The following is a 12,667-nucleotide window of genomic DNA, read 5'->3' as shown; positions in this document are numbered from 1 at the left end:
CGGGAAGCGTCAGGCTTCCCGCGAGCGGCGTCTTTTTTATTCCGGATCGTTCATCACGTCCAGCGCGATGTCCGCGCGAGGCTTGCGGTCGTACACGCGCAGCGTGACTTCGCCATCGCGGATCTCGAACACGGCGGTGGCCAGCGTGTTCTCGCCGTCCGGGTCGTCGCGGTCCGTGCGCAGGATTGGCAATTCGCCCTCGGTGTCGTGCAGCGCGCTCAGCAGCTCGGCGCCGTCGGTCGCGGGCGACCAGCTGTCGACGATGCCTTCGATGCGGTGCTGGCGCGCGCGGGACGAGTCGGTGACGACCTGCGGCAGGGCGGCGGTGTCGGCGTGGATCATGTGGTTGGCGTGGCCGTAGCGCGCGCCGATCTCCTGGATCGAGACATCGCCGGGCAGCACTTCCACGCTGAACAGCCTGGCATCCTGGGCCGAGCCCAGCGTGTGATGAAAGCCGCCGGCGCAGGGCGTGGCGCGCAGCAGCTGCACGGCCTCTTCCAGCGTGGCGCAGTCCAGCGCTGCGCGCGCCAGGAACATGCGCGGCACGCCTTCATGCCGTTGGCGCGCGCGCAGGTTGTTGATGGTCTGGACCAGTCCGGCGCGGTTGGCGCCGAAGGTATGGCCCGGCAGCGAGCCGGGGTAGTAGAAGCCGAGATAGCCGGGCGCGTCATCCAGCGCCACATCCACCAGGTGGCAGCGGCCATACAGATAGGGGTCGCCATCTTCGTTGTGGCCGATCCAGCGCGCGCCATCCGCCGACTTCAGGGCCGCCGAGGTGCAGCCGTCGGTGGTCTTGTGCAGCAGGTCGCCGCGACAGTTCCACAGGAGCGCGTCGGCCAGCGGCATGTCCAGGCCCTCGGCCAGTCCTTCGAATTCCTCCCATACGGCTGGCAGCGCCGCCTTGGCCTGCGCCGCCAGCGCGTCCAGGTAGGGATGCCCGCGCCATGGGCGCAGCGTTTCCCAGGTCTCGCTCTGGTCCAGGTAGGCGGACATCAGCGGGCGCGCCAGCTTGCCCAGCGCCTGTCCAACCTGCCGGCGCGTGCCGGCGATGCGTACATGCTTGTATGGCATGGGGGATTCTCCGGGGTGTCATGCGGATTGTAATTTTTCTAAGCTCTGGCGGGTGGGGACGGATGCGTTAAGATCGCCAATGCGTTGTGCCGGCGATCCCGGCGCTGCCCCAGGAATCATGCCCCGACGACAAACCCGGGGGGCCTCGAGTGTCCCCCAAGAGGAGAGTTACATGATCAAACGCAAGTTCGCCGCCGCGCTGGTCGGCCTGTCCGTAGCCATGTTCGGCGCCGCCTCGTCGGCCCAGGCCAGGGAACTGGTCGTGGCCACCGACACCGCTTTCGTGCCTTTCGAGTTCAAGCAGGGCAATACCTATACCGGCTTCGATGTGGACCTGTGGGCGGCCATCGCCAAGGAGCTCAAGCTTCAGTACAAGCTCCAGCCCATGGACTTCAACGGCATCATCCCGGGCCTGCAGACCAAGAACATCGATGTGGCGCTGGCCGGCATCACCATCCGCGACGACCGCAAGAAGGTCATCGACTTCTCCGATCCCTACTACGAAAGCGGCCTGGCCATCCTGGTCGGCGACAAGAACACCGACATCAAGGACGCCAAGTCCCTGGCCGGCAAGTCCGTCGCCGTCAAGACTGGCACCGCCACGGTGGACTTCCTGAAGGCCCAGGTGCCTGACGCCAAGCTGAAGCTGTTCCCCAATATCGACAACGCCTATCTCGAGCTGGCCACGGGTCGCGTCGACGCCGCTGTGCATGACACGCCCAACGTGCAGTACTACGCCAACACCGCCGGCAAGGGTCGCGTGAAGGTGGTGGGCTCGGTCAAGAGCGGCGACTTCTACGGCATCGCCTTCCCCCAGGGCAGCGATCTGGTCCCGCAGGTGAACAAGGCGCTCGCCACGCTCAAGGCCAACGGCGAGTACGACGCCATCTACACCAAGTGGTTCGGCAAGAAGCCCTGAGCATTGCCGCGTTTGGCTTTTCGGTAGTTCGGGGTTGCCCGGCAGCGGTTCGATCCGGTCGTTTCCTGCGGGACGGCCGGATCCGGCGAAGGGCGGCTCCGAGCCGCCCGGCGCTGGCCGGCATCCCCGCCTGGTAGCGGCGCGCATGGGCGCCTGAGGGGGAAATCGTGGAATTCGACTGGTCAGTCATCCGGGACGCGCTGCCCAACCTGCTCGAAGGGACCTTGATGACCGTCAAGATCACCTTCTGGGGCTTGTTCGGCGGGTTCCTGCTCGGCGCGCTTTCCGGCGTGGTCCGGGCCTACGGGCATCCCATCCTGTCCGGCATCGCCCAGGTGTACGTCGCCGTCATCCGCGGCACGCCCATCGTGGTGCAGGTGATGTTCATCTATTTCGCCTTGCCCATCATGGCCGGAATCCGGGTGGACGCGGAATGGGCGGCCATCGTCACGCTGATGATCAATTCGGGCGCCTATATCTCCGAGATCGTGCGGGGATCGCTGCTGTCCGTGCACAAGGGCCTGAAGGAAGCCGGGCAGGCCATGGGACTGCCGTTCCACAAGATCCTGCTGCACATCATCGGGCCGGTGGCGTTCCGCCGCATGATCCCGCCGCTGGGCAACCAGTGCATCATCAGTCTGAAGGACTCCTCGCTCTTCATCGTGATCGGCGTGGCGGAGCTGACGCGGCAGGGACAGGAAATCATGGCCGCCAACTTCCGCGCGGTCGAGATCTGGTCCGCGGTGGCCATCGTCTACCTGATCCTGACCGGTGCGATGGCGCTGGGCCTGCGCCTGCTGGAAAAGAGGATGCGCATACTATGAGCATGGTTGAATTCCACAACGTCACCAAGCGCTTCGGCGAGTCCTTGGTGCTGAACGACATTTCACTGAACATCGACGCGGGCGAAGTCGTGGTGGTGGTCGGGCCGTCGGGCTCGGGCAAGTCCACCTTCCTGCGTTGCATCAACGTGCTGGAGACCATCAACGGCGGCGACCTGCTGGTCGACGGCCTGAGCGTGAAGGGCGACGCGGCCCAGGTGCGCGAGATCCGGCGCGAGGCCGGCATGGTGTTCCAGCAGTTCAACCTGTTCCCGCAGATGACGGCGCTGGAGAACGTCATGTTCGGGCCCGTCCACACGCGCGGCATGGGCCGGGACGAATCGCGCAAGCTGGCCCAGGAACTGCTGGGCAAGGTCGGCCTGGCCGAACGCATGAACCACTATCCGTCGGAGTTGTCGGGCGGCCAGCAGCAACGGGTGGCCATCGCCCGCGCGCTGGCGATCAAGCCCAAGCTGATGCTGTTCGACGAGCCGACCTCGGCGCTGGATCCGGAGCTGCGGCACGAAGTGCTGAAGGTCATGAAGGACCTGGCCGAGGAGGGCATGACGATGGTGGTCGTGACCCACGAGATGGAATTTGCCCGCAAGGTCGGCAGCCGGCTGATCTTCATCGACGGCGGCAAGGTGGCCCATGACGGTCCGCCCACGGAACTGCTGGGCAATCCGCCCAGCCAGCGCCTGCGGGATTTCCTGCAGCACGTGGCCTGAGCATTGCCGCCGACGCCGGCCTGCGCCGGCGGCTGCGCACCCGAAAGAGCGGACATCGTCCGCTCTTTTTCATTGAGGCCCTCGCATGAAGGGCGGTTCCGTCCATCCTCTCGGGCTGTTCCCTCTGACTGTCCTTGACGGCTCGCGATCCGGGGCGTCGGGTTGCGCACGCCTGCCCGTATATTTTTGAATCGTATGTTTCATGGTATCTACCTATAGATCAAACGTTTCATGAATTCTACGATGCGTTCCTGACCATGGCGCGGCGATCGGATGCACGCGCATGGCTGACTATGGGGAAAGGAGCGTGACATGAGCATCGCCGGCAACGCTGGGCAAGCAGGAACCATGGGCATGGGCGCGACCGCGCCGGCCAACGCGGAACGGGCGGCGTCCGCCTACGCCAAGGTGACCCGGCGCATCGTGCCGTTCATCGTCCTGTGCTACTTCTTCAGCTACCTGGATCGCGTCAACGTCGGCTTCGCCAAGCTGCAGATGCAGCAGGCGCTGGGCTTGAGCGACGTGGTCTACGGCATCGGCGCCGGGATCTTCTTCTGGGGCTACATGCTGTGCCAGGTGCCCAGCAGCCTGTTGATCTACAAGCTGGGCATGCGGCGCTGCATGGCGGCCATCATGATCCTGTGGGGCCTGGTGTCGGCGGGCACCATGCTGGTGACGACGCCCACCGAGTTCTACGTGGCGCGCTTCCTGCTCGGCGTCACCGAGGCGGGATTCTTCCCGGCAGCCGTCATGTACTTGAACAAATGGTATCCGGCGGATCGCCAGGCGCGCATCATGTCCATCCTGTTCCTGGCCATGCCGCTGGGCATGGTGCTGGGCGGGCCGATCTCGGGCGCACTGATGACGGGCACGCATGACCTGCATGGCCTGCAAGGCTGGCAGTGGATGTTCCTGCTGGAAGCCTTGCCGGCGATCCTGCTGGGACTGCTGGTGCTGCGCATGCTGCCGGAATCGCCGCAGGCCGCTGCGTGGCTGACGCCGGAGGAGGCGGCGGCCGTCAGCGGCGCGCTGTCGGCCGAGAACGCGCGCAAGAGCAGCCGTCTCGTGGATGCGCTGAAGAACCCGATCCTGTGGATGTTGATGGCCATTTGCCTGTTGTTCAATATCGGCAACTACGGGCTGGTGTTCTGGCTGCCCACCATCATCCAGTCGACCGGCATGCAGTCGCCGCTGGAGATCGCGTTCCTGACGGCGATTCCCTACGGCGTGGCCTGTGTCGTGATGAACCGCAATGCCGCGCACGCCGAGCGCAGCGGCGAGCGCCGGCTGCACACGGCGATACCGATATTGGTGGCGGCCGCGGGCATGTGGGCCAGCACGCTGTTCCCGCACAATACGGTGGCGGCGATGGTGTTCCTGACCATCGGCGTGTCCGGCCTGATGGCCACGCTGGCCATGTTCTGGGGGCTGCCGGGCCGCATCCTGGCCGGCACCGCCGCCGCCGGCGGCATCGCCCTGATCAACAGCGCCGCCAGCCTGGCCGGGCTGATCGGCCCGGTGCTGATGGGCGGCGTCAAGCAATGGACCGGCAGCATCTCGATCGCGGTGCTGGTGCTGGCCGCGCTCATGCTGGCGGCGGCGCTGCTGATTCTTGCGATCCCGAAGCGCCTGATGGCGGCGGGGGCGCTGCGATGACGCCGGCCTTGGTGGATCCGCTGCCGTCGTCGGGTCCGCAGGCCAGGGTGGATGTCGTGCTGCGTGGCCTGGAGGGCGCGGTGCCCGCCGAGGATGCCGGGGCGGCGGCCGATCTGGTGCGCAACATGGGGCGCATGGTCCTGGCGCTGGAACAGGCCCTGGAGGAATCGGCGCGCGTCGATTCCAAGGAGGCAGACAACCATGGCGTCTGAGCGTAGCGCGGCGGCGATCCACGATGCATTCTTGAGCGGCAGGCGCAGCGCCGAACAGATCGTGGCGGATTGTCTGGCGCGGGCAATGGCGGCGCAGCGCTTCAATGTGTTCTCGCGCGTGCTGGAGACCGAGGCGCTGGCGGCGGCGCGGGCCCTGGACCGCCGGCGGGCAGCGGGCGTAGCCATGCCAGCGCTGGCCGGGGTGCCGTTCGTGGCCAAGAACCTGTTCGACCTGCGCGGTCATCCCACGCTGGCCGGCGCGGCGCCACGGCAGGCGGACGCGCCCGCCGCACAGGATGCGGCCGTGCTGCGGGCCTTGCTGGAGGCCGGCGCGGTGCCCATCGGCCTGACGCACATGGACGAGTATGCCTGCGGCGCGACGGGAGAGAATGTGATCGGCGGCGCGGTGCGCAATCCCCGGGATCCTTCGAGGATCACGGGCGGCTCATCGGCGGGCACGGCCGCCGCGATCGCGGCCGGCGTGGTCCCGCTGGGCCTGGGCTCCGACACCAATGGCTCGATTCGCGCGCCTGCCGCCTTCTGCGGCATCTGGGGCTTGCGTCCGGGCACTGGCCGTCTGTCCACGCGAGGATGTTTTCCTTATGCGGAAAGCCTGGACGCGGCGGGGCCGATGGCCGCGGATGCCGGCAGCCTCGCCCTGGCTTGGCAGGCGTTGAGCGGCCCGGCGCCGGAAGCCGAGACTGGCGGCCGGGGCCGGCTGCGGGTTGGCGTGCTGCGGGCCGGCTTCGCGGAGCATGCCGAGCCGCAAGCCTGGAACGCGGTGCTGCGCGTGGCGGCCGCTTTCGCGTCCGCGCGCATGATAGACCTTCCGGATGTGGACCGCGCGCGTGACGCGGCCAGCATCATTTCCGCCTACGAGGTCGCGCGCAATCACATGCGGCATGGTTTTGCCGGGCGTCATGCCGGCTACAGCGCGATGGTCAGGCAGCGGATGTTGGCCGGCCTTGCCGTGCCGGATGGCTGGTACCGGACCGCGCAGGCCTGGAGGCAGGTGTGGCGCGCGCGCATGCAGGCCCTGTTCGAGGACGTGGACCTGCTGCTGACTTGCGCCACGCCGTATGCCGCGCCGCCGATCGGCGCCGAACGCCTGGTCGGCGAGCAGGGGCGCATCTATGCGCCGCGCGCGGACGCGGGGCACATGACGCGGCCGGTGTCGCTGGCGGGCCTGCCCGTCGTCGCGGCGCCGGTGGCCGTGCCGGGCGCGGACATGCCCCTGGGCGTGCAGTTGATCGGCCCGCCTGGAGGCGAGGCCTCATGCCTGGCCGCGGCCATGCGCCTGGAAGAGGAGGGCGTGTGCGGCTTTCACGTTCAGCCGCGGCCGGCGGACGGCAGGTAGGCGCCGCTGCGGTGCAACTGCTCTTCCGCCTGTTTCAGGGTCTTGATCGCTCCCTTGCCTTCCTGCGCCAGCAGTTGCTGCACCAGCGCTTCGACCAGCGCCATGCCGGCGCTGATCGACGGGAAGAAGGACGGGCTGTCCACCGAGAACACCAGCGTGCAGTCGGCTTGCAGCGCGATCGGCGCCGCCACGCTGTCGCTCAGCGCGACGACCTTGCTGCCCGCGCGGCGCGCGGCCTCGGCGACGCGGACGATTTCCTGCGAGTAGGGCGCGAAACTGGCCATGACCACCGCATCGTCCGGCTTCAGGGCCCGCAGATCCATTTCCAGCGTGCCGGCGTCGCCGCGCACCAGGTGCACGGAATCGCGGAACAGACGGTACAGGTAGTGAAAGCCGAAGGCGATCGGGTAGCTGGAGCGGAATCCGGCCACGTGAACGGTGCTGGCGCCGGCCAGGATGGCGGCTGCCTGCGACAGCGGCTTGGCGTTGGCGGCGCCGGTCTGCTCCAGGTTGCGGTGCTGCGCCTGCAACATGGTTTCCAGCATGCGGTCGGATCCGCTTTCGCGCACCAGCTTCTGCGCGCGTTGCGCATACGGCTGCGGACCGCCGCGGAACGCATCGACGAAGACCAGCCGCAGGCTTTGCCAGCCGTCATAGCCCAGGTGCTGGGCCAGGCGCACCAGGGTGGCCGGCTGCACGCCGGCGTCCGCCGCGATCTTGCGCATCGACAGCAGCGGCACTTCGCTGGGATGATCGAGCAGATGGCGCGCGCCGCTTTGCAGCTGGGCGCTGAGCTCGCCGAACTGCTCGCGCAGCGCGGCGAGCAGGGCGTCCAGGGAGTGGGGCGGCTTGGCGGGTGATGGGGGCATGGTCTGGGTCGCGGGATTGAGCGTGAAACGATTGTTGCATAGGCCCGGCCGCCCGTGTTGCGGCGAGGACGGGATGTTTTAGGATCGCGTTGTAGCGACGCGCAAGTTGAAGGACCGGCAGCCAACGAGGCGGCGGAATGAAGGAGGTAGGCATGGAAAACAAGGTGGCGGGTCAGCATCTGGAAGCGGAGCTGCTGTTCCGGCGGGCAACGCTGGTCGACGGAACCGGCGCGTCGCGACGCCGCGCGGACGTGGCGGTCGCCGGCGGCAGGATCGTGGCGGTGGGCGAGCTGGACGGCTGGCGCGCCGATCGGCTCATCGAGGCGGACGGGCGCGTGCTCGCGCCAGGCTTCATCGATACCCATACGCATGACGACGGCTACCTGCTGGTGCATCCGGACATGAAGCCCAAGGTGTCACAGGGAATCACGACCGTGGTGACCGGCAATTGCGGCATCAGCGTCGCGCCGCTGGTCCACGCCGATCCGCCGCAGCCGCTGGACCTGATGGGACCGCCGGCGCTGTTCCGCTTCGAGACCTTCGGCGCATGGCTGGACGCGCTGCGGGATCAGCCGGCCAACGTCAACGTGGTGCCGCTGGTGGGGCATTCCACGCTGCGGGTTCGCGCCATGCGGGACGTGTCGGGGGCCGCTACGCCCCAGGAAATCGACGCCATGCGCGGCGAGGTTGAACTGGCGCTGCGCGCCGGCGCGTTCGGCGTGTCCACCGGCACCTTCTATCCGCCCGCGGCCGCGGCCTCCGAGGCGGAGATCATCGCGATCTGCGAGCCGCTGAAGCGGCTGGGCGGTATCTACTCCACGCATCTGCGCGACGAAACGGACGATATCGTCGCGTCCATCGAGGAAGCCCTGCGGGTTGGCCGCGCACTGGATTGCATGGTGGTGTTCTCGCACCACAAGGTCGCGGGCAAGCGCAACTTCGGGCGGTCCGAGCAGACGCTGGGAATACTGGCCGAGGCCGCGCGCTCGCAGCCGCTATGCCTGGACTGCCACCCGTATCCGGCCACATCCACCATGCTGCGGCTGGACCGCGTCAGCCAGTCGTCGCGCACCATGATCACCTGGTCCAAGGGCTATCCGGAAGCTGGCGGGCGCGACTTCCACGAATTGATGGCCACGCTGGGCCTGGACGAAGCCGGCCTGCTGGAAAAGCTGAAGCCGGCCGCCGCGATCTATTTCGTGATGGACCCGGGCGACGTGGAACGCATCGCCCGCCACCCGCTGACCCTGTTCGGCTCCGACGGCCTGCCATTCGATCCGCGCCCGCATCCGCGACAGTGGGGCACTTTCCCGCACATCCTGGCACGGATGGTGCGCGAGTCCGGCCTGATGACGCTGGAACAGGCCATCCACAAGATGACCGGCCAGGCCGCTCAGCAATACGGCCTGCAGGAACGCGGCCGAATAGAAACCGGCTGCCACGCCGACCTGGTCCTGTTCGACCCCGACCGCATCCAGGACCGCGCCACCTTCGAAGACCCGATACAGGTCAGCGAGGGCATCGAAGGCGTATGGCTCAACGGCAGCCAGACCTGGGACGGCCGCCAGACGCTATCCGCCCGTACAGGCCAGGTACTGCGCCGCGCGGCAAGCCCCGCCTGAACGGCGGGACCACCCAAGTAATCAGTGCGCAATAGAAAGCAGACCGCAACAAAAACAGGTACCCCCCAATCGGGATGTCACGGATCCGGCTCCGCCGGTCCGTAGACATGCCCCCTTGAGGGGGAAGCGCGCAGTGCTTCGGGGGTGGGTCAACCCTTCACGCGGACGATCTTCTGCACCTGCGGCACGTGGCGGATGGCGCGGATCACCTGGGCCAGGTGCTTGCGGCTGTCGACCTGGATGGTCAGGTGCAGCGACACCGTGGCAACCGCATCGTCGTGCATCGTGACGTGGACGATGTTGGCGTCGGCGGCCGTGACCTCGGCGGCCAGCCGGCCCAGCACGCCGCGCTCGTTGCGCGTGACGATGTCCAGGCGGGTGGCGAGGTGCTTGGCCGTGTGCGTGTCCCAGCCCACATTGATCCAGCGTTCCGGTTCGCGCAGGCGCTGGCGCATGGCCACCGGGCAGTCGGCGGTGTGCACGACCAGACCGTGGCCCATGCGCATGCCGGCGATGATGGGGTCGCCGGGCAGGGGGCCGCAGCAGGGCGCGAGCTGCACCGCCTGGCCTTCGTTGCCCTGGATCAGGATGGGCGCGCTGCGGGCCGAGGTCAGCTCGTCCACCGCGGCGGCGGTGGTGGCGACCAGCTGGTGCTCGGGCGCGAAGCGGCGCGCGACCACGGCGGCCAGGCGCTTGCCCAGGCCGATGTCGGCCAGGATTTCCTCGCGCGAACTGGCGCCGGTGCTGCGCGCCAGCTTCTGCCAGGCGGGATCGTCGGTGGCGGGCAGCGGCATGCGCAGCTCCTGCATGGCCTGGCCCAGCAGGCGTTCGCCGAAGGCGACCGATTCCTCGTACTTGACGGTGCGCAGGTAGTGGCGGATCTCGGAGCGAGCCCGTCCGGTGCGCACGTAGTTCAGCCACTGCGCGTTGGGGCGCGAAGCCGGCGAGGTGACGATTTCCACCGTGTCGCCGCTGCTCATTTCGGTGCGCAGCGGCACGAACTCGCCGTTGACCTTGGCGGCCACGGCCTGGTTGCCGATGTCGGTGTGGATGGCGTAGGCGAAGTCCACCGGCGTGGCGCCGCGCGGCAGCGAGATGATCTTGCCGCGCGGGGTGAACACATAGACCGCGTCGGGGAACAGGTCGACCTTGACGTGCTCCAGGAACTCGCCGGAATCGCCGGTCTGGCTCTGGATGTCCAGCAGCGATTGCAGCCACTGGTGGGTGCGCTTCTGCAGGTCGTTGAGGGTCAGGTCGGCGCCCTTGTACAGCCAGTGCGAGGCCACGCCTTCTTCGGCCACATGGTGCATGTCGCGGGTGCGGAACTGGAATTCCACGGGCGTGCCGTAGGGGCCGACCAGCGTGGTGTGCAGGGACTGGTAGCCGTTCACCTTGGGAATGGCGATGTAGTCCTTGAACTTGCCCGGCACCGGGCGATACAGCTGGTGCAGCGTGCCCAGCGCCAGATAGCACTCGGGCAGGGTGTGGACGATGACGCGGAAACCGTAGATGTCCAGCACGTCCGAGAAGGACTTTTTCTGGTCGACCATCTTGCGGTAGATGCCGAACAGGGTCTTCTCGCGGCCGGTGACCTCGGCCTCGATGCCGGCCGCGGGCAGGGCTGCACGCACCCAGTCGGCGATCTTGCTGATGACTTCGCGACGGTTGCCGCGCGCGGCCAGCACGGCCTTGTACAGCACCTGGTAGCGGTTCGGGTGCATGGCCGCGAAGCACAGGTCCTGCAGTTCGCGGAACAGCAGGTTCAGGCCCAGACGATGCGCAATGGGCGCATAGATATCCAGCGTCTCGCGCGCGATGCGGCGGCGCTTTTCGGGGTTGACCGCGTCCAGCGTGCGCATGTTGTGCAGCCGGTCGGCCAGCTTGATCAGGATGACACGCACATCGCGCGCCATCGCCAGCAGCATCTTGCGGAAGCTCTCGGCCTGCTGTTCGGCCTTGGTGGCGAAGTCCAGGCGGTCCAGCTTGGACAGGCCGTCGACCAGTTCGGCGACCTCGGGGCCGAATTTCTCGGCGAGCTCCGTCTTGGTGACGCCCTGGTCTTCCATCACGTCGTGCAGCAGCGCGGCCGATAGCGCGTTGACGTCGAGCTTCCAGCCCGCGCAGATTTCAGTGACGGCGATGGGATGCGAGATGTAGGGCGAGCCGCTGGCGCGGAACTGGCCCAGATGCGCCTGGTCGGCGAAGCGGTAGGCTTCGCGCACGCGTTCTACATCTTTTTTGTCGAGATAGCTGCCGATGATCTCGGTCAGCGGAGCCAGGGAGGCGACGGGAGAGGCCGTCGCGTCGGCCGCCTCCTGGGCGGCGACGGAAGGCGGTGGAGGCGGGGTCTTGTCCTTCTTGCCCGTGCGCCGTCCCAGACGGGATCCGGCGCGCAAGGCGGCGAGCAGACCTGATGAAGCGTACTTCAGCCCGGGAAAAGCCATGCGTGCCGCCCCCCGGAGAGTATCAGGTCGGAACTTTGCGGAGCATTTCCACGCCGGTGAGGCCGCCCGCGATTTCGCGCAGCGCAGTGACCGTGGGCTTGTCTTTGCTGTCCAGGCGCGGGGCGTGGCCTTGCGCCAGCTCGCGGGCGCGGTAGGTCGCGGCCAGCGTGAGCTTGAAACGGTTGGGGATCTGGTTCAGACAGTCTTCGACAGTAATGCGAGCCATTAGGACACCTGGTGCTGATGGAAATGGAAGGAAATGCGTGCGTTTCAGTGCGCCGCCGGGATGCCGAGCTGCGCGAACAGCGGAGCGTGGCGGGCGGCCTGAGACGAAAAGCGCAGCCGCGCGGCGCTGACGATTTGGGTCAGTTCCGACAGGGCCACGCTAAATTCTTGATTAATAATAACATATTCGCATTCCGGGGCGTGTGCGATTTCACCGCCCGCCGCCATGAGCCGGCGCGCGATGACTTGCGGCTCGTCCTGGCCACGCGCCTTGAGCCGGGCTTCGAGCTCCTCGATCGACGGCGGCAGGATGAAAATGCCGATGGCGCCCGGAAAACGCTGCTTGACCTGGCGCGCGCCCTGCCAGTCGATCTCGAGCAGCACGTCGCGTCCTTCGCGGGTCGCGGCGTCGATGCGGTCGCGGGGCGTGCCGTAGAAATTGCCATGCACTTCGGCCCATTCCAGCAAGGCCTGTTCGTCGCGCATGCGCTTGAAATCGTCGACCGCCACGAAGCGGTATTCGCGACCGTCTTCTTCGCCGGGACGCGGCGCGCGCGTGGTGCAGGAAACCGAGAGCAGGATGGAAGGGTCTTGCTGGAGCAGGGCCCTGACCAGGCTGGATTTGCCCGCGCCGCTGGGCGCGACGACCATGAAGACGTTTCCGGAATTGGCGTGCATGAATTGTGACGAGCGTGTGATGCCGAGACCGCAAGAATAACAAATCGCGCGGCGCGGCAGGGGCG

12 protein-coding genes are annotated in these 12,667 nt (G+C 67.4%); 7 read left to right on the top strand and 5 right to left on the bottom strand.

Translation table 11 applies throughout. From position 1 onward, the window contains the following. Nucleotides 1-36: 36 nt before the first annotated feature. A complete protein-coding gene (locus tag AC6LJ9_RS28705; RefSeq protein WP_498150197.1) occupies nt 37-1,071 on the bottom strand; it encodes a C45 family autoproteolytic acyltransferase/hydrolase in 1,035 nt (344 codons plus the stop codon). 172 nt (nt 1,072-1,243) lie between these two features. Between AC6LJ9_RS28705 and glnH the strand changes: the two genes are divergently transcribed. The 6 genes from glnH to AC6LJ9_RS28675 all read left to right on the top strand — a co-directional run bounded on the left by glnH (nt 1,244) and on the right by AC6LJ9_RS28675 (nt 6,764). Beyond that, nucleotides 1,244-1,990 (top strand): glutamine ABC transporter substrate-binding protein GlnH, encoded by a 747-nt coding sequence (glnH, locus tag AC6LJ9_RS28700; RefSeq protein ID WP_498150196.1) that lies wholly within the window; start codon nt 1,244-1,246, stop codon nt 1,988-1,990. A 167-nt stretch (nt 1,991-2,157) separates the two neighbouring features. Continuing rightward, nucleotides 2,158-2,814: a glutamine ABC transporter permease GlnP gene (gene glnP / locus AC6LJ9_RS28695; RefSeq protein ID WP_103274547.1), complete on the top strand. Its 657-nt coding sequence runs from the start codon at nt 2,158-2,160 to the stop codon at nt 2,812-2,814. Further along, a complete protein-coding gene (gene glnQ / locus AC6LJ9_RS28690) occupies nt 2,811-3,539 on the top strand; it encodes a glutamine ABC transporter ATP-binding protein GlnQ (protein ID WP_103274546.1) in 729 nt (242 codons plus the stop codon). The genes glnP and glnQ overlap by 4 nt, the downstream gene beginning before the upstream one ends. Nucleotides 3,540-3,851: 312 nt before the next feature. Beyond that, nucleotides 3,852-5,195, top strand: coding sequence for an MFS transporter (locus AC6LJ9_RS28685; RefSeq protein WP_498150195.1), 1,344 nt, complete (start codon nt 3,852-3,854; stop codon nt 5,193-5,195). After that, entirely contained in the window at nt 5,192-5,407 is a 216-nt protein-coding gene (locus tag AC6LJ9_RS28680; RefSeq protein ID WP_498150194.1) for a hypothetical protein, read from the top strand. The genes AC6LJ9_RS28685 and AC6LJ9_RS28680 overlap by 4 nt, the downstream gene beginning before the upstream one ends. Further along, nucleotides 5,397-6,764 (top strand): amidase family protein, encoded by a 1,368-nt coding sequence (locus AC6LJ9_RS28675; RefSeq protein ID WP_498150193.1) that lies wholly within the window; start codon nt 5,397-5,399, stop codon nt 6,762-6,764. Before AC6LJ9_RS28680 ends, AC6LJ9_RS28675 begins: the two co-directional genes overlap by 11 nt. Here AC6LJ9_RS28675 and AC6LJ9_RS28670 read toward each other — a convergent pair. Then, complete coding sequence (locus AC6LJ9_RS28670) at nt 6,737-7,633, bottom strand: MurR/RpiR family transcriptional regulator (RefSeq protein WP_498150192.1); 897 nt, start codon at nt 7,631-7,633, stop codon at nt 6,737-6,739. The two genes, AC6LJ9_RS28675 and AC6LJ9_RS28670, sit on opposite strands and share 28 nt — an antisense overlap. 152 nt (nt 7,634-7,785) lie before the next feature. Between AC6LJ9_RS28670 and AC6LJ9_RS28665 the strand changes: the two genes are divergently transcribed. Further along, nucleotides 7,786-9,255, top strand: a complete 1,470-nt coding sequence (locus AC6LJ9_RS28665) for an N-acyl-D-amino-acid deacylase family protein (RefSeq protein ID WP_498150191.1) — start codon at nt 7,786-7,788, stop codon at nt 9,253-9,255. A gap of 149 nt (nt 9,256-9,404) precedes the next feature. Here AC6LJ9_RS28665 and AC6LJ9_RS28660 read toward each other — a convergent pair whose 3' ends face one another. Genes AC6LJ9_RS28660 through gmk form a run of 3 tightly spaced genes read right to left on the bottom strand, consistent with a single transcriptional unit; the run spans nt 9,405 to nt 12,602 of the window. Then, nucleotides 9,405-11,699: a RelA/SpoT family protein gene (locus AC6LJ9_RS28660; RefSeq protein ID WP_498150190.1), complete on the bottom strand. Its 2,295-nt coding sequence runs from the start codon at nt 11,697-11,699 to the stop codon at nt 9,405-9,407. A 22-nt stretch (nt 11,700-11,721) separates the two neighbouring features. Continuing rightward, nucleotides 11,722-11,925, bottom strand: coding sequence for a DNA-directed RNA polymerase subunit omega (gene rpoZ / locus AC6LJ9_RS28655; RefSeq protein ID WP_006219679.1), 204 nt, complete (start codon nt 11,923-11,925; stop codon nt 11,722-11,724). 44 nt (nt 11,926-11,969) lie between these two features. Further along, complete coding sequence (gene gmk / locus AC6LJ9_RS28650) at nt 11,970-12,602, bottom strand: guanylate kinase (RefSeq protein ID WP_212314786.1); 633 nt, start codon at nt 12,600-12,602, stop codon at nt 11,970-11,972. Between the last annotated feature and the right edge of the window lie 65 nt (nt 12,603-12,667).

The organism is Achromobacter sp. 1011811831 (genome assembly GCF_059760905.1).
The sequence above is the reverse complement of the archived record's forward strand: the minus strand, read 5'-3'. Positions and strand labels throughout refer to the sequence as shown.